The organism is Sphingomonas sp. BK481, from assembly GCF_014194875.1.
In the GTDB taxonomy this organism is placed as follows: domain Bacteria; phylum Pseudomonadota; class Alphaproteobacteria; order Sphingomonadales; family Sphingomonadaceae; genus Sphingomonas; species Sphingomonas aerolata.
In genome coordinates this window covers 51,541-71,447 of record NZ_JACIAP010000009.1, presented here as the reverse complement: position 1 = coordinate 71,447, position 19,907 = coordinate 51,541, and the positions used below count along the sequence as shown (strand labels likewise).

The window sequence follows — 19,907 nt, the reverse complement described above, 5'->3', positions numbered from 1 at the left end:
GTCGAGAATGGACGGGGGTTGACCTTGACACGATGTCAGACCCTACATGGCTTCGGGTCGAAGGAGTTACGCCATGAACGATCCTCATTCTCATTCCCATGCCGGGGGTTGCGGCTGCTCAGCGAAGCTAGCCGAACCGGCTGCTGAACCCTCGTCGTGCTGCTCGGGGGCGTCGACCGCGCCGGTGGAAGTCCAACAACACGGCAAAATGGGTGGCTGCTGTTCGGGGACTAAGGTGCCCGACGGTGCGGCCAAGGTGACGGACCCGGTGTGCGGCATGACGGTCGATCCGGCGACGACGGCGCACCATGCCGAGCACGCCGGCCATGAATATCATTTTTGCAGCGCCGGGTGCCGGACCAAGTTCGTCGCGAACCCAAACGCCTATCTCGGCGATAAGCCAAAGCCTGAGCCGATGGCGACCCCGGGGGCGATATGGACGTGCCCGATGCACCCGCAAGTTCGCCAGGAAGGGCCGGGGACGTGCCCGATCTGCGGCATGGCGCTAGAGCCTGAAGAACCCTCACTCGACGATACTCCAAACCCCGAGCTGGTCGATTTCACGCGCCGTTTGTGGGTAGCCGGCGCACTCACGATCCCGCTGCTGATCGTCTCCATGTTTGCCGAAATGACGGGCTTGCACGTCGTCAGCCCTGCCGCCTCGCCCTGGGTCCAGCTCGCGCTGACGGCGCCGATCGTGCTGTGGGCAGGCTGGCCGTTTTTCGAGCGGGGGTGGACCTCGCTCCGCACCCGCCACTTCAATATGTTCACGCTGATCGCGATCGGGGTCGGCGCGGCGTTCCTCTACAGCTTGGTCGCCACGCTGGCGCCGGGCATCTTTCCCGCGACGTTCCGGATGCACGGCGGCATGGTCCCGGTCTATTATGAGGCTGCCGGCGTCGTGGTGACGCTGGTGCTGCTCGGGCAAGTGCTCGAACTGCGCGCAAGGGCGGCAACCGGACGCGCGATCCGCGCGCTCATGGACCTCGCGCCCAAGACGGCGCGCCGGCTGCGCCCTGACGGCTCTGAAGAGGAAGTCGGCCTTGCCGACGTGGCGACCGGCGATCGGCTACGAGTCCGTCCCGGCGAAGCCATCCCCGTCGATGGCGTAGTGGTCGAGGGCCGGTCGTCGGTCGATGAATCCATGCTCACCGGGGAGCCTGCGCCGGTCCTCAAGGAAATTGAGGCGGCTGTCACCGGGGGAACGGTGAACGGAACGGGAAGCCTGGTCATGGAAGCCCGCGCGGTCGGCTCGGATACGATGCTGGCGCGCATCGTCCGCATGGTCGCGGAAGCGCAGCGTAGCCGCGCCCCGATTCAAGCGGTCGCCGATCGGGTGTCGGGCTGGTTCGTGCCGCTCGTCGTGCTGATCTCGATCGCGACCTTCGTCATCTGGTCGTTGGTCGGCCCTGAGCCGCGCATGGGTCACGCCATCCTCAATGCCATCGCTGTGCTGGTGATCGCCTGCCCGTGTGCGCTCGGGCTCGCCACGCCCATGTCGATCATGGTCGGCACCGGGCGCGGCGCGACTGCCGGCGTGCTGGTCAAGAACGCGGAAGCGCTACAGGGTCTCGAAAAGGTCGACACGCTGGTCATCGACAAGACGGGCACGCTCACGGAAGGCAAGCCCAAGCTGATCGCGGTCGAGACGGTCGGTGCGGTCGGAGAGAACGAGATGCTCGCGCTCGCCGCGGCCGTCGAAGGGCAATCCGAACATCCGCTCGCCCATGCAATCGTCGTTTCCGCCAAGGAACGCGGGCTGCAGCTCGGCACAGTCGAGGATTTCACCTCACAAACTGGCCTGGGAGTCAGCGCCACGGTGAACGGCCGTTCGGTCGTGATCGGCAACGCGGCGCAAATCAGTCGGATCGGCGCTGATCCCAAGCCGCTCGACGCCGCGGCCGATCGCTATCGTGGCGAAGGCGCAGGCGTCATCCTGGTCGCTATCGACGGGGCACTCGCGGGGCTGCTCGCGGTCGCCGATCCCGTGCGGCCATCGGCGCGCGACGCCATCGCCGCGCTCCGCAAGGAGGGCCTGCGCGTCGTAATGCTCACTGGCGACAATCGTGGGACGGCCGATGCGGTCGCTCGTGCCGTGGGCGGACTCGACGAGGTGCGGGCCGATCTGCTGCCGGAAGACAAGGCCCGTATCATCGGGGAGCTGAAAGAGTCCGGTGCCAAGGTCGCGATGGCCGGCGACGGCATCAACGATGCCCCCGCGCTGGCCGCTGCGGACGTCGGCCTTGCGATGGGCACGGGAACAGACGTGGCGATCGAAAGCGCGGGCATGACGCTCACGCGCGGCGATCTGTCGGCGATCGTGCGCGCGCGGAAGCTTGCCCGTGCGACCATGCGGAACATCCGCCAGAACCTGTTCTTCTCGTTCCTCTTCAACGGGATTGGCGTGCCGGTCGCGGCCGGGGTGCTTTACCCAGTGGCTGGCATTCTGCTCTCGCCGATGTTGGCCGGCGCGGCGATGGCTCTCTCGTCCTTCACCGTGGTCTTGAACGCGCTTCGCCTCAACGCCGTTAAGCTGTGAACATCGGGGCGGCGTCGGATGCCAGCGGCGTCTCCCAACGCATGATCCGCCACTACGAGAAGATCGGGCTTGTTCCCGCGCCGCCACGGCGCGGGAGCTACCGGGACTATGGCGATGCGGACGTTCACCGCCTTCGCTTCATTGCCAACGCGCGTGACCTGGGGTTTCCGATCGATGAGATTAGGACGCTGCTCGGCCTCTGGTCGGATCGCAGCCGTTCGAGCAGCGAAGTCAAAATGCTTGCGCAAGCGCGCGCTGACGAACTCGGACGTAAGGCGGCTGCGCTCGAAGATATGCGATCGACGCTGCTGGAATTGGTAAACCGCTGTCACGGAGACGATCGACCGGACTGCCCAATTCTTCGCCGCATGGCAGCTTGAAGCTGGGCCTACTCGCTACGGCGATGAGTAACGCCATCGCGCCATGGTCGTTGTGACGAGCGAAGCGTGATCCGCAGTGACGCTGCCCGGCCGCGTATCGCGTCCATCGTTCTTTCCATTTCGCGTGCGATCTGCGCGATCGTCTGCCTGGCCGCTACCCGCCGGCGTAGCTCGGCGTCGGCCTCATCCGTCCAGCGTAAGCCGCGCTGGCCGGTCATCCCAATATCTCCTTGTTACACTTGCGATCGTGGCCGGTATCTCTTTGAAACGGCCCGAGCAGAGTGAGCGAAGATATCGCGCATGATAATGTCCGGCCAGCGCTTAAGGTAGCCGCGAGGATAAAGCGTCGATCAGCCGGCATTCGGCGATCGTCGTCGCGTCACAGCGACCCCACGTGGCAACCTCATCACGTAACGCATGGAGGTCGGCGAGCTTGCGATCGATTTCCTCAATATGCACCACCGCCATCTCGTCGACCGCATCGCATGATCCGCGCGGATCGTCCGCCAGGCGGAGCAGGTCGCGTACCTGATCGAGCGTGAAGCCGAGGTCGCGCGAGCGCTTGATGAATGTCAGGCGTTCCAGGTGCGACCGGTCGTACAGGCGGTAATTCCCGCCATTGCGGCGAGGCGCGCCGATCAACCCTTCGCCTTCATAATAGCGGACGGTCTCTACCTTCAGACCGGTTAGTTTAGCAATTTCACCGATCTTCATGTGCGAGCCCTTGACCCTCTAGTGACATGAGGGTGCATATGGGGGGTCCGACACGCGAATCGAGTGGTATGATGGCGGACGACTGCTGTTCCAGGAAAGGCGACACGATCGCGCAGCTCGGCCGCAAGGCCGATCAGCGGCGCGTGCTGATCGCCGTCATGGTTATCAACTTCGTCATGTTCGTCGCCGAGTTCGGCGGGGGCGTCTTCGCCCGCTCGTCGGCGCTTATGGCGGACTCGGTCGATATGCTCGGCGATGCGGTCGTCTATGCCCTCAGCCTTTATGCGCTGAGCCGTGGCCCGCGCTGGGAAGCCGGCGCGGCGCTTGCCAAAGGCGGCATCATTCTCGTGTTCGGTATCGCGGTGGTGTTCGAGATCTTCGCCAAGATCGTGAACGGCGTGCCACCCTCGTCCTCGCTGATGCTGGCGTTCGGCAGCGCCGCGTTGGTCGCCAACCTGACCTGCCTCGCCATGTTGTGGCGCTTCCGGTCGGAAAACGTGAATATGTCCAGCACGTTCGAGTGTTCGCGCAACGACGTGGCCTCCAACGTCGGCGTGCTGATCGCGGCCGGGCTGGTCGCGATGACCGAAGCTGCATGGCCGGACATTGCGGTAGGCGGCATCATCGCGCTCATCTTCCTGCGCTCGGCATGGCGAGTTCTCGCCGGAGCGATTCCGGCATGGCGCGAAGCGCGGCCGGTGGCTCCGGAAGTTCTGCGATGATCGCTGTATTTGGCCGCATCATCGCCGCGACTATCCCGGCATCGGCGTTACTGCTACGGAGCGTCCCGTGCGACGCTTGCTGAACATCCTTGCCTGCTTGATGCTCGTCTGCTCCCTTGGAGCGACGGCGACGGCGCACGCGCTGGAACGGCCGGACGTCAGTATCAGCGCAAGCGAGACGCCCGGCGAGCAAATCGCTGAAGGCCATACCCCCGGTGATGCCGACCAGGTGCCGTCAGATGGCGACAAGGGCTATCCGCATCATCATGGCGGGTGTCACGGCGATCATGTCGCGGCACCGGTCAAGCTCGCAAGCACTGTCCTGACGCGCGACCTTCGCCTTGCACCGGTTTCGGCACGCCGATCGATGCTGCCGCTGTCCACGGCCGATCCTGCATTGAGGCCCCCCCAAGCCTGACGACCCGCTGACCCCGCCGGCTGCTGCCGCGCGGGGCGAACAAGGTTCGTTAGGAGTCATCATCGATGCAACGTACAATCGCGACCTTCATGGTCGCGGCGTCCCTGGCCAGTGTGGCCGGGGCGCAAACATCACCGCCGCCCGCTATCCCGGCGGCGACCACTTCGTCACAGGCAACGCCCGCCTTTTCGCTCGACGCCGCGCTTGGCGCTGCCGGCATGCCATCGGCAGGCACGCCCGTATCGGGCACTACCAATGGCGGGTCGGCAACTGGTCCCGCCGGTAGCACGCAACCCGCGCTGCCTTCGATTGGCGCCGCGACCGCGAACGTCGCGGCCGCAACCGCCGCAAGGCGGGTGGCGGGGCTGCGCCCCAATCCCGAGTTTCAGACGCAGGTCGAAAATATCGGCGGCAGCGGTGCCTACAGGGGTGTCCGGAGTTCGGAGACCACCGTCGGCGTGGCGCTGCCGCTCGAGCTAGGCGGCAAGCGTCCCGCACGTGTCGCCCTTGCGACGGCCCGTCTGACCCGCGCACAGATTCAGGCCGAGGTCGCGCGAGCCGATCTGCGCTTGAGGGTCACGCAGCTCTACATCGAGGCCGCTGCGACCGAGCGTCGCTTTGAGGTACTGGCGGAGCAGGCGGGGATTGCCAATAACGCGTTCCGCGTATCGAGCGAACGCGTGAAGGCCGGTGACGTCAGCCCGATCGAGCAACAGCGCGCAGACGTGCTGCGTATCAACGCGCAGGTCGCGGCCGATAGCGCGACCCGGCAGGCGCAGGCAGCGCGCGCCAATCTCGGGACGTTGCTCAATACAGCCGTAATGGGACCGCTCGACCGAGCCTGGTTTGAGCGGATCGATGGCTATGGACCACAGCGCTCCGTCGATATCGAAGGAACGCTCGCCCTCGTTGCGGCACAAGCCGATGTTCGCACTGCCGATGCGCAGGTTCGCGTTGCCCGCTCGTTGCGTGTTCCGGACTTGACGGTCAGCGCGTTCGCGCGACGACTGGCGGCAACCAACGACACCGCGGCCGTCGTCGGCCTTTCGATTCCGCTGCCGTTCTTCAACAACGGCAGCGCGTTCGTCGCACAGTCGCAGGCTGAACAGACCCAGGCGCAGGCGCTGCGTAGTCTGGCGATCGTCGACACCCGTCAGCAGATTGCCAGCGCGCAGACCGAAGTGGCCAATGCTGCCGCCACGGCACGGGCGGCGGGTGGTCCCGGCTTGGCCGCGGCGCAGGAAGCCGCGCGCATCGCTCGGATCGGCTGGAGCCAAGGCAAGTTCGACCAGATCGCGCTCCTCGATGCCGAGCGCACGCTGTCACAGACCCGCCAGACCTATGTCGATGCGCTCGCCGCGTACCACGACGCGCAGGCGCGGCTCGACCGGCTCACGACGCCGGCCCCCACGATTTCCGGAGATGAACGATGATGAAGGATAAGCGCCTGCTTGGCGGCGGCGCAGCCGTCGCGCTCGTCGCCGCACTCGGCGGTTTCGGCGTCGCACGCTGCACCGCGGACAAACCCGCCGCTAGCGAAGCGGCAGCCGGCAATACGGCCGCGCCCGCACCCGAAGAGAAAGCACCCGACACAGTGGCGATGACCGCGCAGGCGATCGAGCAGGCCGGCATCGCAACCGAGACAATCAATCCCGGGGGGCTCGGCGCGGAGATCGTCGCACAGGCGACGGTGAGCGCGTCGCCGCAAGGCGAGGCGATCGTCAACGCCCGCGCAGCCGGTGCCGTGACGCGGCTGATGAAGCGGCTTGGCGACCCGGTGCGTGCCGGCGAGACGCTGGCGATCGTCGAAAGCCGCGATGCGGCACAGATCGCGGCCGATCGCAGCGCTGCGGCTGCCAAGTCGACGCTGGCGCAAAAGGCGCTCGCGCGCGAAAGCTATCTCTACCGGCAGAAGGTCTCGGCGCGCGTCGAGCTGGAACAGGCGCAGGCGGAAGCCGCCTCTGCCGCGGCCGAAGCACGGCGCGCCAGCGTCGCGGCGGGTGCCGCGCGCATCACGTCCGATGGACGCGGTGTGCTGGTGTCGAGCCCGATTTCGGGCCGCGTCACCTCGGAGAATGTCAGCCTGGGCGCGTTCGTCCAGCCCGAAACCGAGCTGATGCGTGTCGCCGATGCGTCGAAGATACAGGTCGAAGCGGCGGTCGGACCGACCGATGCGCAGCGGCTTTCGCCGGGCGATCGGGCGATTATCGAATTACCCGATGGGCGGACGGTGGAAGCGCGGGTGCGCGCCGTCACGCCGGGCCTCGCCAACGACACGCGCTCGGCGACCGCGGTCCTCGATGTGACGGGAACACTGCAACCGGGGCTCGCGGTGCGGGTGCGGTTGCTCCCGGCCCGTGGCGGCACGTCGAACGCTATCGTGGTGCCGGAAGATGCGGTCCAGACGCTCGAAGGACGCGATGTCGTGTTCGTACGGACCGCCAAGGGCTTCCGCGCACAAAACATCACGATCGGACAGCGCAGCAATGGCCGCGTCGAGATCCTGAAGGGTCTAGCGGGCGGCAGCCAGGTCGCGACCAAGAACGCATTCCTGCTCAAGGCCGAACTCGGCAAGGGCGCGGGTGAGGAAGAATAGACCATGATAGCCAACCTCATGGCGCTCTCCGTCCGCGCCCGCTGGACGGTCCTAGCTTTGTTCCTCGTCATCGCCGGCCTCGGCGTGTGGCAGCTTACCAAGCTGCCGATCGACGCGGTGCCCGACATCACCACTAAACAGGTTCAGATCAATACGGTCGATCCACGGCTTTCACCGGTCGAGATCGAAAAGCTCGTTACCTACCCGGTAGAAATCTCGCTCGCCGGCATCCCCGGCCTGGAGACGACGCGCTCCATCTCGCGCAACGGCTTCAGCCAGGTCAGCGCGATCTTCACCGACAGCACCGACCTCTACTTCGCGCGGCAGCAGGTTGGCGAACGCCTGCGACAGGCCGCTGAGAACCTGCCGGACGGCGTGGAACCGCAGATCGGACCGGTAACGACGGGCCTCGGCGAGATCGTTATGTACACAGTTGGCTACGCCAATCCGGACGGAAAAGGCGCGAAGAAGGTGGCGGGCCAACCCGGCTGGCAACCCGATGGCAGCTACCTGACGCCGGAAGGCGAACGGTTGACCGACGCTGTCGAGAAAGCCGGTTATCTGCGCACTGTGCAGGATTGGATCATCAGTCCGCAGCTTCGCTCGGTGAAAGGCGTGGCAGGCGTCGATTCCATCGGCGGCTTTGCCAAGACGTTCGTGGTCGAGCCCGATCCGACAAAGCTCGCCAGCTTCGGCATCTCGTACAGCGAGCTGGGGCAGGCGCTTGAAAACGCCAACCTCGCGGTCGGCGCCAACTATTATAACAAGGGCGGCGAAGCCTATCTCGTGCGCGTCGACTCCCGCGTGCGGACGGTCGACGAAATCCGCAACGCAGTCGCGGCAACGCGCGGCGGAACGCCGATTACGATCGGCCAGATCGCCAACGTCCGCATCGGCGGCGATCTGCGCACGGGTGCGGGTAGCATGAACGGGCGGGAAGCGGTGATCGGCACGGTGCTGATGCTGATCGGGCAGAACAGCCGCGTCGTTGCCGAGCAGGCGTCGACCAAGCTGGATCAGGTCACTAAGACCTTGCCTCCCGGGATTCAGGTGAAGGTAGTGCTGAACCGCGCCGAGCTGGTCGGCGCTACGGTGGCTACGGTGCAGCGCAACCTGACCGAGGGCGCGATCCTCGTTGCGGTTGCGCTGTTCCTGCTGCTGGGCAACTGGCGTGCCGCGGTGATCGCGGTGCTGGTGATCCCCTTTTCATTCCTGATGATGGCCATGGGAATGAACGCGTTCAACGTCCCCGGCAATTTGATGAGCCTGGGAGCGCTCGACTTTGGTCTGATCGTGGATGGCGCAGTCATCATCATCGAAAACTGTCTCGCCAGATTGGCGCATCGACAGGAACATGAAGGCCGGTTGCTCGCGCTTCGGGAACGGCTGGAAGAGACGATGCGGGCAGCGCAGGAGATGATCAAGCCGACCGTTTTCGGGCAGGCGATCATCCTACTCGCATTCGCGCCGCTGCTGACCTTCACGGGCACCGAAGGCAAGACGTTCTCGCCGATGGCGATCACGATCATGCTGGCGCTGGTGGCGGCATTCGTGCTTGCGATCACGCTTGTTCCCGCACTGGTTGCTATCCTGATCAGCGGCAAGGTCGCAGAAAAGGACGTGTGGCTGATCCGCAAGTCGAAGGAGCGGTATCTGCCGCTGCTCGACAAGGCGATCGCGCGGCCGTGGCCGTTCATTCTCGGCGGACTGGCCTTTTTTCTGGCGGCAATCCCTGCATTTGGGCTGTTAGGGTCGGAATTCATACCCACCCTTGATGAAAAGAATATCGCCTTCGCCTCCACGCGCGTGCCCTCGGTCAGTCTCGAGCAATCGCTGCTGATGGAGCGCAAGGTCGAGGACGCGGTCAAAAGAATCCCCGAAGTCGCCTTGATGTTCTCCAAGACCGGCACCGCCGAAGTTGCGACCGACCCAATGCCGCCGAACGTTTCGGACGGTTTTGTTATCCTGAAGCCTCAGGATGAATGGACCGAGGGCGTTACCAAAGCCGATGTCGTCGCCAAGATTGAGAAGGCGACGGGCGGACTGCTAGGTAACCTTTACGAGGTCAGCCAGCCGATCCAGCTTCGCTTCAATGAGCTGATTGCCGGCGTCCGCGGCGACGTCGCGATCAAGCTCTACGGTGACGATCTCGACAAGATGTCTCAGACGGCGAATGAGATGGTGCGTGTCCTGCAGACCATCCCTGGTGCCACAAGCGTCAAGGCTGAACAGGTCGGTGGCGCGCCGGCGCTCGACGTGAAGCTCGACCGTGCGGCCATCGCGCGGCTCGGCCTCACAGTGCGCGATGTATCCGATACGATCGCGGCGGGCCTGGGCGGGCGTGAATCGGGATTGGTATACGAGGGCGATCGTCGGTTCGACGTCACCGTGCGCGTGCCCGAGGCGACGCGTGCCAACCTCGACGACATTCGGTCGCTGCCAGTGCTGCTGCCGGAAGTCGAAGGACGCCCCCGGGCACAGGTGCCGCTTGCACAGGTGGCACAAATCCGGCTGACCGAGGGGCTGAACCAGATCAGCCGCGAGAACGGAAAGCGTCGTGTCGTCGTTCAGGTAAACCTTGGCGGACGCGATGCGGGCTCGTTCGTGGCAGAAGCGCAGGCAAAGATCGCGAAAGTGAAGCTGCCGGCCGGCTACTACCTCGAATGGGGTGGTCAGTTCGAGAACCTGCAGGCGGCCTCGGCACGCTTGTCGATCGTCGTACCGCTCTGCTTCCTCGCGATCTTCGGGCTGCTCTACATGGCGCTCGGCGGGTTCGGCCGGGCGGCATCGGTGTTCCTGGCGGTGCCGCTGGGGCTCGCCGGCGGCGTGTTCACGCTCGCCTTAACCGGGATCAACTTCTCGGTGTCCGCGGCAGTGGGGTTCATCTGCCTCGCCGGTGTGGCGGTGTTGAACGGGCTCGTGGTGATGACCGCGATCCGGGATCACAGCGAAGCTGGGATGCCGGTCGCGGAGGCGATCCGGGCAGGCATGGCCGAGAAGATGCGGGCGGTCATCATGACCGGGTTCGTGCCCGCGATCGGCTTCGTGCCGATGGCGCTCGCGCACGGCACCGGCGCGGAGGTGCAGAAGCCGCTCGCCGTGACCGTGATCGGTGGCCTCGTTGCCGCGACCATCCTGACCCTGCTGGTGCTTCCAGCCATCGCCAAGGTCGTCCTGGGGGCGACGTCGAGCAAGCGAACCGAGGACAACGATCAACCGACCAGCACGCCTGCGGAGGCCACGGCATGACCATGATGAAGCTGCTGCGGGTCTACACCGACGAGACCGCCTATTTCGGGGACCGCAAGGTCTTCGAACTCATTGCCGAGCGGGCGCGCGACGCCCGTCTCGGCGGTGCGACGGTGATCGAGGCGATGATCGGGATCGGGCGATCGGCGCACACACACCGTCGTCATATCCTCGAGAACGACCGATCGGTGGTGATCGAGATCGTCGACGACGACGCAAAACTTCGGACCTTCATGACGAGCTTGCGCGACTTGAAGGGTATCGGCTTGATGACGCTGGAGGCGGTGGAGATCATCGACCTCCATGCCGACGCGGACGCGGACAATGACGGACGTTGAGCATGGCGGCGCGATCGGTCCAGTTAGCGCTTCTCTCGATGGTGGCCGCCCGGCGAATGCCGGGCGCGCCGCGATCGAGAATGTCGTGATCCTGACGGCATCGCCGCCACGCGTGTGGTCGGTCCTCACCGACTTCGCCGCGCATTCGCAATGGAAGCCGTTCACCCAGCTCGCGGGGGAAGCGGTCGAGGGTGGCGAGGCAACGTACAGCTTCCGCATCGGAGGGCTTGGGAAGTCTGTAATGACGGCGGCCGACATCACCCGTGTCGAAAAGCCGGTCGCGTTCGCCTGGACCGCGGGGGTGGCGAAGCTTCTGCAGTTCGAAGAGATTTATGAGCTGGAGCGCGATCCTGTCGGCACCCGCTTACGGCATAGCTTGCGCTTCCATGGCTTCCTAAGCGGGATGTGGACGGCGCTGCTGCGCCGGAAGCTACAGGCCGGGCTCGTGCAATCCGATCGGTGCCTGGACCGCCAACTTAGGCGGTTGGCGGCACAACCAGGCGTGAAGCCTCGGCCTGCGGCAATGCGTCACGGCGGGCGGAAAACCCGGAGGCACAAATGACACCCTTTCGGATTAAAATCGCGGGCGCCGGTGCCTGTCTCCTACTGGCACTCTCCGCCTGCTCCGAGCAGCCGCAGAAGGGGCCGCCAACCGAGCAGGAAATTCACGCCGGCGACAGCGGCGTGGCGAGTGGGGTGCCTGGCCGCCATCTCTACCGATGCGACGATGACCAGACGCTCATCGTTGATTACAAAGATCAGGGCCTCACGGTCGTGTTCCGGCGCGACGCGCGCGCGGTGCCGGCTGTCCTGACCGCGCCCATGCAGGGTCTTCAATATGTCGGTGAGGCCGAAAGCGCGACCTTCGCCGGCAATCAGATCAAGATCGAGGCACCCGGCAAACGCCCGGTTCTATGCACGAAGGAAAACGCATCGTGATCGATTCCATCGAAACCCGTGAACGCTGACGATGGCAGCGCTCAAGTTCTCCCTGATCCCCATGATGGCGATCATCATCGGCGCGCTCATCGCTGGGTGGCGCACGCCCGGCGAGAAGCTGGTCGCGGCCATGCAGCACCTCGCAGCCGGCGTTGTGTTCGCCGCGGCGGCGACCGAGATCCTGCCGCTGGTCATGCACGGCGGATCGCCGACTGCGACGCTGATCGGGGGCGCGATCGGCGTTGGCGTGATGCTCGGCCTCAAGGCGGCGGAAAGCCGATTTGAAGGCCCCGTGGCGCTGCTCACCGCGATCGGGCTTGATCTTGCGATCGATGGCCTGGTCCTGGGTCTGGCTTTCATCGCCGGCGAGAAGGCGGGCACGCTGCTGGCGGTCGCGTTGACCCTCGAAGTGCTGTTCCTGGCGCTGACCCTCACCAACGATCTGACGAGCCGATATCGAAAGATGAAGGCGGTCGGTCTCACCTGCGCGCTAGCGCTGCTGGTGCCAATCGGCGCGCTGGTCGCGCAGCCGGTGGCACTGCTGTCGCCGGTGTGGATCACCGGGTTCCTGAGCTTCGGCCTCATGGCGCTGCTCTACCTCGTCACCGAAGAGCTGCTGGTCGAGGCACACGAGAAGCCGGACTCGCCGCTCATCAGCGCGATGTTTTTCGTCGGCTTCCTCGCACTGCTGCTGATCGAGGAGATTGCGATGTGACTGACCTTATCGTGGGCGTCGATAGGCCCTGCAACAAATCGCGTCAGGAGAAAAAATTTTGATCGTCACGGCGCGGTGCGCCCTTCTGGCAGCCGCGGTTGCCCTGTCCGCGTGTTCCGGCGGCAAACCAGCAGGGCAGGTCGCATCGAATGAAGCGGGTGCTACCGATGCCATCCACGGATCGAACGCTGCCCACGGAAAAGCCGGGATGGGGATGCAGTCGACCGGCGATCCCGATTCCGACTTCCTGCGCGGGATGATCCCGCATCATGAAGGTGCGGTAGAAATGGCGCGCGCCGAGATTGCGAACGGAACCGATCCGAAGATCCGTGCGATGGCGCAGCAGGTGATCCGAGCGCAGCAAGCGGAAATCCAGACAATGCAGACATGGCTTGCCGAGCGGCAGGCCGAGAAGAAGGAAGCCCGATAATGGCGCACGATCACGGCGGAGCCGGGCACAGCCACGACCATACGGCCGGTGCCAACGCGAAGATGCTCAGATGGGCACTGGCGCTGACCGCGACCTACCTGGTTGCGGAGGTGGTCGGCGCCTTCGTGTTCAACAGCCTCGCGCTGTTGTCCGACGCAGCGCACATGATGACCGACGTCGCCGGTCTCATTATTGCGTTGATGGCGATCCACCTCGGCAAGAAGGCTGCCGACGACAAGCGGACGTTCGGTTACAAGCGATTGGAGATCCTCGCCGCGACGTTTAACGCGATGCTGCTGTTCGTCGTTGCCATGTATATCCTCTACGAGGCGATCCAGCGCTTCCGCGAGCCGCAGGCGATCCAGTCGGCCGGCATGTTGATCGTCGCGGTCATCGGCCTGATCGTGAACTTCGCCTCGATGCGGCTGCTGACCGCGGGCAAGGACCAGAGTTTCAACGTCAAAGGCGCATATCTGGAGGTCTGGGCCGACATGATCGGCTCGGTCGGCGTGATCCTGGGGGCGCTCGCGATCCGGTTTACGGGCTGGACCTGGGTCGATCCTATCATCGCCGTCGGCATCGGGCTCTGGGTGCTGCCGCGAACGTGGGTGCTACTCAAGGGCACGATCAACGTGTTGCTGGAAGGCGTGCCCGGTGGGCTGAAGTTGCCCGAAATCCGGTCTGCGATCGCCGCCATTCCAGGTGTTGCCGGCGTCCACGATCTGCACGTCTGGTCGATGGCGACCGATGAGATCAACTGCACCGCGCACGTGACGCTCGGCGAGCGTGTCGATCCCGATAGCGTCAGGGTCGCGGTCACGAAGACGCTCGATGAGCGGTTCGGGATCGAACATTCGACGATCCAGACCGAAGGTCCCTCCGAGTCCTGCGAGGAAAGGGAGCACTTGCACCCATGAGATCCGGAGATTGACCCGTAAGAAGGCCAACATTGGTCGGATGAACTGACGCCGAACTGCGTACGCGGATCCGTGCACGACAGTCACCCGAGCAGATTGCACCTGATATGGGGCGGACACAGGATGCCATCCGCGGCCGGGCAGCAACCCTACGCCTTACCTTGCCGTCGACGACGCGCCCGTGCCGCAGAGCGGTAAAACGCGGGCCGCGAATGGAGCGGCCAGTACCTCGGACGACCAGCGAGGATTAAAAGACGGGGGGGGGGCAGATAACGGCCCCCTTTCACGTTATTTCATGTGCAGCCTGGCATGGCCGGTGTGATCGCCGCCCTTGGTCCTGGCGCCATGCGTGCCACCCATGCGGTGATCGCAGGCAAGACGAGGAGTGTCAGCACCGTCGAAGTGATAAGCCCCCCGATCACGACAGTAGCGAGAGGGCGCTGGACCTCAGCGCCGGTACCGGTGGCGAGTGCCATCGGCACGAAGCCGAGCGATGCCACCAGTGCCGTCATCAAGACCGGCCGCACCCGCTCCATCGCACCGTCGGCGATAGCCTGGTCTTCGTTCTCGCCTTTCTCGCGATGCTTCTTGATCGCGCCCATCATCACGAGCCCGTTGAGTACCGCAACGCCCGACAGTGCGATGAACCCGACCGCGGCAGTGATTGAGAACGGAATACCGCGCAACAGGAGTGCGAACACTCCGCCCGCCAGTGCCATCGGCACAGCCGTAAACACGATTAGGGCGGGAATGAAGCCGCCCAGCGCCATGTAGAGCAGCGCGTAGATCGCAAGGAAGCAGATCGGCACGACCAGCATCAGGCGCAGGCGTGCTGATTGCAGGCTCTCGAAAGTGCCACCCCAATCGATGTACATGCCGGCCGGGAGTTGCATTGCAGCGATCTTCGCCTGTGCCTCGGTGACGAAGCCACCGAGGTCGCGCCCGCGCACGTTGACTTGTACGGTCATCATTCGCTTACCGTTCTCGCGGCTGATCTGGTTCAGCCCTTTAGTGTAGCGGAAACGCGCCACCTCACTGAGCGGAATCGAGCGGGCGCTCTGACCTTGCGCCGTGGGCAACATGACCGGGATCGATCCCAGCGTGTCGATGTCGTCACGCTGCGCGTCAGGTAGTCGCACCACGACCGAGAAGCGCCGATCGCCCTCGAACAGCAACCCTGCTTCACGACCGCCGAGCGCCGCCGAGACGGTGTTCGCCACCTCCTCGACCGACAAGCCTAGTCTCGCGACCGCTTGGCGATCGATCTGGACGTCGAACGTCGGTGCACCGTCGGTTTGCTCGACGCTGACATCTCCGGCACCCGGGATAGTGCGGATGGCGCCAGCAATCTTGCGCGCCTGCACGCCCATCGCGTCCAGATCGTCACCGTAAAGCTTAACCGCGACGTCGGCGCGGACGCCCGCGATCAGCTCGTTGAAGCGCATCTGGATCGGCTGCTGGATCTCCGTCCGGTTGCCGATCGTCGACTTCATCCGCTCCTCAATGCGACGGATGATATCCTCCTTGCTATGCACATCGGCCGGCCACTCGCTCTCCGGCTTTGGGATAACGTAGGTGTCCGACGCATTGGGTGGCATCGGGTCGGTGCCCAGATCGGCATTGCCGTTCTTGGAAAAAACCAATGCTACCTCCGGCAGGGTCTTCAAGACGTTCTCGATCTGCATCTGCATCTGCGTCGATTGGTCGATCGATGCCGACGGCACGCGGAAGTTGGTGACGGTGATGTCCTTCTCATCGAGCTGCGGCATGAACTCTTCGCCGAGGAAGCCGAAGCAGAACACGGCTACGACGAACACGCCAGCGCCGCCCAGGATAAAAGGCAGCGGCCGGGCAATCGCGCGGCCGAGGATCGGCGCGTACCGCTCCTTGAACCAGCGGACAGGCTTCACCTCGGTCTCGCTGACCCGGCCCTTGACGACGATCGCGATCATCGCGGGGACGAAGGTCAGCGACAGGATGAAGGCACAGGCGAGCGCAACCATCAGCGTGACCGCCATCGGCGCGAAGGTCTTGCCCTCGACGCCCTGGAAGGTAAGCAGCGGCGTGAAAACGAGAAAGATGATGAGCTGCCCGTAGACCGTTGGGCGAATCATCTCCTTGGCTGATGCCGTGGTGGTTTCCAGGCGCTCCTCAAGCGTCAGCAGCCGGCCTTCGGCCTGTTGCCGTTCGGCGAGATGTCGAAGTGCGTTCTCGACGATGATGACGGCACCATCGACGATCAGGCCGAAGTCGAGCGCGCCAAGGCTCATCAGATTGCCCGACACGCCAAGGCCGTTCATACCGGCTGCCGTCATCAGCATGGTGATTGGAATGACCGCCGCGGTAATGAGCGCGGCCCGGACGTTGCCCAGCAGCAGGAACAGCACCACGATGACGAGCAGCGCGCCTTCGGTCAGATTCTTCTCGACCGTCTTGATCGTCGCGTTGACCAGCTTGGAACGGTTGTAGACTGGTTCTGCGAACACGTCAGGCGGCAGTGCCTTGTTGATCTGTGTCAGCTTGTTGGCGACTGTGGTGGAGACGATGCGACTGTTCTCACCGACCAACATCAGGACGGTCGAGATGACGGCCTCCGAGCCCATCCGGCTTCCTGATCCGGTGCGTACCGCTCCGCCTATTACGACTTGCCCCACGTCCTTCACGCGCACGGGCACGCCGTTGCGGGTGGCGACCACCGCCTCTTGGATGTCCTCAATCGATTTTAGCCGGGCGTCGGCGCGGACGAGAAAGCTCTCGCCAGCACGGCGAACATAGTTCGAGCCCGCGGACAGATTGGCCCGCTCCATCGCGTTCGCCAGCTCGGTAATCGAGAGGCCGTAGGACGCAAGCGCATTGAGGTTGGGTTCGATCAAATACTGTTTGACGTAGCCGCCATTGGAATCGACCCCAGCGACGCCCTTCACAGTGCGCATCTGCGGCCGGATGATCCAATCTTGCACGGTGCGTAGATACGCAGCTCTGGCCAGCTCGGTGGTCAGCCGCTCGCCTTCGGGGGTAAGATAACTGCCGTCAGCCTGCCAACCGGGCTTGCCGTCTATGGCTTTCGCTCCTTTGCCGTCGGGGTGACGGAAGGCGATCGAGTAGAAGAAAATCTCACCGAGCCCCGTGCTGAGCGGGGAGAGGTTGGGCTGGACGCCGGCGGGCAGACTGTCCTTGGCCTGACCGATCCGCTCGGTCACCTGTTGGCGCGCGAAGTAGATGTCGGTCGCGTCGGTAAAGACTGCCGTCACTTGGCTGAAGCCGTTACGCGAGAAGGATCGCGTCATCTCCAGTCCAGGGATGCCTGCGAGTGCCGTCTCGACGGGGAAGGTGACTTGCTTCTCGACATCGATGGGGCCGAGTGTCGGTACGAAGGTGCTGATCTGGACCTGTCGGTTGGTGACGTCGGGTACGGCGTCGATCGGCAGCTTGGTGATTTGCCATGCGCCGAGGCCGATGACGATGAGGGTCAGGAAGGCGACGAGCCAGCGCAGTCGCACCGACGTCGATAGGATGCGCTCGATCATTCGTCGCCTCCCTCGTTCTTCTCGAGTTCGGCCTTGATGAGGAAGGCGTTGGTCGTGGCAATCAGGGTACCAGCGGCGAGGCCATCGGCAATCGCGACCATGCCCCCGGATCGGCTGTCGATGCGGATCGGCTGCGCCTTGAAGCCCTGCTGCGTGCGGACGAACACCACGGTCCGGTCGCCAAGCGTCTGAACCGCATCCTGCGGGACCGTCACGCCCGTCTTGGTGGCCCCGCCACTGGCGGCGATACGCGCTTGGACGAGCTGCCCCGGGATGAGCGTGCTGGTGCCCGCGGTAGGCGTCACCACGACGGTGGCGGTGCGCGACTGAGCGTCGACGACGCCGGTCGCCGAACGGACCCGCCCTTCAACCATACGACCGTCATTGGTGGTCAGTTCTACCCGGTCGCCAACACGGACGCGGGAAGCATCGGCCGGCGGCACATTGGCGGTGATCTGCAAACGGCGTGGATCAGCGACGCGGAACAGCTCGGTCTCGGCTGCGACGAACTGGCCAAGATTGGCACCGGCACTGGTGATCCGGCCAGAGATCGGGCTGACAATCGCGACCGAGCGTCCATCGCTCGATACGCGCGCAGCCCCTGCCGCGGCGCTGGCGCGACGCGCGTCTGCTTCGGCGACCGCAAGGTTAGCCTGCGCAGCCTCGTAGTCGGCGCGGGGTGACACACCTTGGGCGAGCAACGTGCGCTCGCGCGCGAGCTGCCGTGCGGCCAACGTCACCCGCGCGGATGCGGACGCGCGGTCCGCAACGATCTGCGACGCGTCACGGCTTTCGACCAGCGCGATAGTCTGGCCGGCGCGGACCGGATCGCCAATCCGCAGGAAGATGCGCGTCACAGTGCCCGGTGCGCGTGCAGTGAGCACGGCTTCGGCGTCGGGCGTCGAGTCCACGGTTGCGGAAGCAAGAATTGCGGCATCCAGTTCGCCCGGGGCAGCCGGTGCGACTGTAATCTGCGAGATAGCGATAGCTTGCGGCGTGATGGCGAGGACATCGGCCGCCTTCTTTGGCGCTTCCGCTACCGTAAGTGATGCGATGGGAGGGGGTGGGGCTTGGGTCAAGCGTGCAGCCCCGAAGCCGAGTGCGGCTGCGGCAACCAGCCCGACGGCGGCGCCAGTGTAGAGTCGATTTCTATCGGTCATTGGACCGGTTCTCCGGTGATGCTGAGGCCTGACAGGCGGGCGAGATTGGTGCGGGCGTCGAGACGCGCGGCAGCAGCATCAAGGATGACGCCGCGAGCCACTCCGAGATTGTGGCGGGCGGCGAGCAGCTCGATCAGCGGCGATTTGCCGGCCTCATAGGCGATGCGTGCGAGCCGATAGGCTTCGCCGGCCGTCGTCATCGTCCGCTGCGCGGCGGCTGCGCGGCTGTCGGCCGCCTCGATCAAGGCCAGCGCTGCGCGAGTGCCGGCTTGAGCGTCAAGCCGCGCGACGGCGGCTCGCGCCTCCGCGCCCTGCAACTCGGCGCGCGCCGCATCGATGTTGCCGCGATTGCGGTCGAAGAACGGCAGGGGGATACCGACGCCGGCGACGATCGCCGGCCCGTTTGCCACCCGGAGCTGGCGGATGCCGAGCTGCGCGGTGATATTGGGAATGGCGAGCCGCTGCTGCACCGTCACCGCTCTCGCCGCGGCCTCGCGTTCCGCCTCGGCGACCTTGACGGTCGTTGCCTGTAGAGGGTCGATCGGCCCGCTGGCAGACTTGGCGTTCAAGCGATCGAGCAGCGATTCCGACAACCCGGCAAAGGGTATCGGCGAGCCCGCCAGCGCCGACAGCCGCGCCAGAGCCGCCAGCTTCTGCGCGCGGGTCGTTTCAAGATCGGATTCGAGTGTGTTCAGCTCGGTCTCGGCCTGGAGCTGACGCAGCCTGGCCTCCTTCCCCGCACCGACGAGCGCGCGTGCCACCTTTAGGTCGGCGGTCGCCTTCTCTACCTCATCTTCGGCCAGGCGAACCCGCCGATCGGCGATCTCCGCGCCTGCATAGGCGCGTGCCAGCTCGGTAGCATAGAGCAGCCGCCCTTCGAGGGTGCGCGCCTGCGCGGCTGCGATGCCCGCCTCGCCTGCCGCAATCCGCGACGAACGCTTACCGCCCAATTCGATCGGTTGATCGATCTGGAAAGTGGTCTGCTGCTGGTCGCGGGCATTGGTCCTCAAATCGCCCGCGAAGTTCTCCGCATAGACGTTGACGGTCGGATTGGGCCGCGCGCGTGCCTGTTCGGCAAGCCCCCGCGCGCGCGCCACGTCGGCATCTAGCATGGTGACGCGTGGGGTCGTCTGGGCCTGGCGCAAGAGCTGCGCGAAGGGCGGCGCGGTCTGCGACCACGCCGTTCCCGCCGGGTATAGCGCCACGAGCAGACCGGCTAGCACAAGCCTGCGCCGCCGGCAGAATGAGCCGTTCATGATGTTC

Annotated in this window: 17 protein-coding genes; 13 read left to right on the top strand and 4 right to left on the bottom strand. The window is 64.9% G+C overall.

Features of this window, described 5'->3' with window-relative positions:
* Positions 1-208: 208 nt before the first annotated feature.
* Positions 209-2,539 carry a heavy metal translocating P-type ATPase gene (locus tag FHY04_RS16305; protein ID WP_221211833.1) on the top strand — a complete coding sequence of 777 codons (2,331 nt, stop codon included), beginning with the start codon at positions 209-211 and terminating at the stop codon, positions 2,537-2,539.
* Positions 2,536-2,919, top strand: a complete 384-nt coding sequence (locus FHY04_RS16300) for a MerR family DNA-binding protein (protein WP_183937208.1) — start codon at positions 2,536-2,538, stop codon at positions 2,917-2,919. Before FHY04_RS16305 ends, FHY04_RS16300 begins: the two co-directional genes overlap by 4 nt.
* A 321-nt stretch (positions 2,920-3,240) precedes the next feature.
* On the opposite strand, the gene FHY04_RS16295 is transcribed toward FHY04_RS16300, so the two are convergent.
* A complete protein-coding gene (locus FHY04_RS16295; protein ID WP_183937207.1) occupies positions 3,241-3,633 on the bottom strand; it encodes a helix-turn-helix domain-containing protein in 393 nt (130 codons plus the stop codon).
* A gap of 71 nt (positions 3,634-3,704) precedes the next feature.
* Here FHY04_RS16295 and FHY04_RS16290 point away from each other — a divergent pair, with 71 nt between their 5' ends.
* The 11 genes from FHY04_RS16290 (at position 3,705) to FHY04_RS16240 (ending at position 13,957) form a co-directional block, all read left to right on the top strand.
* Positions 3,705-4,355 (top strand): cation transporter, encoded by a 651-nt coding sequence (locus tag FHY04_RS16290; protein WP_183937276.1) that lies wholly within the window; start codon positions 3,705-3,707, stop codon positions 4,353-4,355.
* A gap of 100 nt (positions 4,356-4,455) precedes the next feature.
* Positions 4,456-4,773, top strand: coding sequence for a hypothetical protein (locus tag FHY04_RS16285; protein ID WP_221211831.1), 318 nt, complete (start codon positions 4,456-4,458; stop codon positions 4,771-4,773).
* Between the two features lie 65 nt (positions 4,774-4,838).
* Positions 4,839-6,206 carry a TolC family protein gene (locus tag FHY04_RS16280; protein WP_183937205.1) on the top strand — a complete coding sequence of 456 codons (1,368 nt, stop codon included), beginning with the start codon at positions 4,839-4,841 and terminating at the stop codon, positions 6,204-6,206.
* The gene (locus tag FHY04_RS16275; RefSeq protein WP_183937275.1) at positions 6,206-7,369 is read left to right on the top strand and encodes an efflux RND transporter periplasmic adaptor subunit; all 1,164 of its coding nucleotides are present in this window, start codon (positions 6,206-6,208) and stop codon (positions 7,367-7,369) included. Before FHY04_RS16280 ends, FHY04_RS16275 begins: the two co-directional genes overlap by 1 nt.
* A gap of 3 nt (positions 7,370-7,372) precedes the next feature.
* The gene (locus FHY04_RS16270) at positions 7,373-10,618 is read left to right on the top strand and encodes an efflux RND transporter permease subunit (protein WP_183937204.1); all 3,246 of its coding nucleotides are present in this window, start codon (positions 7,373-7,375) and stop codon (positions 10,616-10,618) included.
* Positions 10,615-10,956 (top strand): DUF190 domain-containing protein, encoded by a 342-nt coding sequence (locus FHY04_RS16265; RefSeq protein WP_183937203.1) that lies wholly within the window; start codon positions 10,615-10,617, stop codon positions 10,954-10,956. The genes FHY04_RS16270 and FHY04_RS16265 overlap by 4 nt, the downstream gene beginning before the upstream one ends.
* Positions 10,943-11,518 (top strand): SRPBCC family protein, encoded by a 576-nt coding sequence (locus FHY04_RS16260; protein ID WP_183937202.1) that lies wholly within the window; start codon positions 10,943-10,945, stop codon positions 11,516-11,518. Before FHY04_RS16265 ends, FHY04_RS16260 begins: the two co-directional genes overlap by 14 nt.
* Complete coding sequence (locus FHY04_RS16255) at positions 11,515-11,895, top strand: hypothetical protein (protein ID WP_183937201.1); 381 nt, start codon at positions 11,515-11,517, stop codon at positions 11,893-11,895. The genes FHY04_RS16260 and FHY04_RS16255 overlap by 4 nt, the downstream gene beginning before the upstream one ends.
* A gap of 31 nt (positions 11,896-11,926) precedes the next feature.
* Positions 11,927-12,610 (top strand): ZIP family metal transporter, encoded by a 684-nt coding sequence (locus FHY04_RS16250; protein ID WP_183937200.1) that lies wholly within the window; start codon positions 11,927-11,929, stop codon positions 12,608-12,610.
* A 58-nt stretch (positions 12,611-12,668) separates the two neighbouring features.
* Positions 12,669-13,040 (top strand): DUF305 domain-containing protein, encoded by a 372-nt coding sequence (locus FHY04_RS16245; RefSeq protein ID WP_260171578.1) that lies wholly within the window; start codon positions 12,669-12,671, stop codon positions 13,038-13,040.
* Positions 13,040-13,957, top strand: a complete 918-nt coding sequence (locus FHY04_RS16240) for a cation diffusion facilitator family transporter (RefSeq protein ID WP_183937199.1) — start codon at positions 13,040-13,042, stop codon at positions 13,955-13,957. The genes FHY04_RS16245 and FHY04_RS16240 overlap by 1 nt, the downstream gene beginning before the upstream one ends.
* A gap of 293 nt (positions 13,958-14,250) precedes the next feature.
* On the opposite strand, the gene FHY04_RS16235 is transcribed toward FHY04_RS16240, so the two are convergent.
* Genes FHY04_RS16235 through FHY04_RS16225 form a run of 3 tightly spaced genes read right to left on the bottom strand, consistent with a single transcriptional unit; the run spans position 14,251 to position 19,900 of the window.
* Positions 14,251-17,484, bottom strand: a complete 3,234-nt coding sequence (locus FHY04_RS16235) for an efflux RND transporter permease subunit (RefSeq protein WP_183937198.1) — start codon at positions 17,482-17,484, stop codon at positions 14,251-14,253.
* On the bottom strand, positions 17,481-18,644 hold the full coding sequence (locus FHY04_RS16230; RefSeq protein ID WP_183937197.1) for an efflux RND transporter periplasmic adaptor subunit: 1,164 nt from the start codon (positions 18,642-18,644) through the stop codon (positions 17,481-17,483). Before FHY04_RS16230 ends, FHY04_RS16235 begins: the two co-directional genes overlap by 4 nt.
* Positions 18,641-19,900, bottom strand: a complete 1,260-nt coding sequence (locus FHY04_RS16225; RefSeq protein WP_183937196.1) for a TolC family protein — start codon at positions 19,898-19,900, stop codon at positions 18,641-18,643. The genes FHY04_RS16230 and FHY04_RS16225 overlap by 4 nt, the downstream gene beginning before the upstream one ends.
* Between the last annotated feature and the right edge of the window lie 7 nt (positions 19,901-19,907).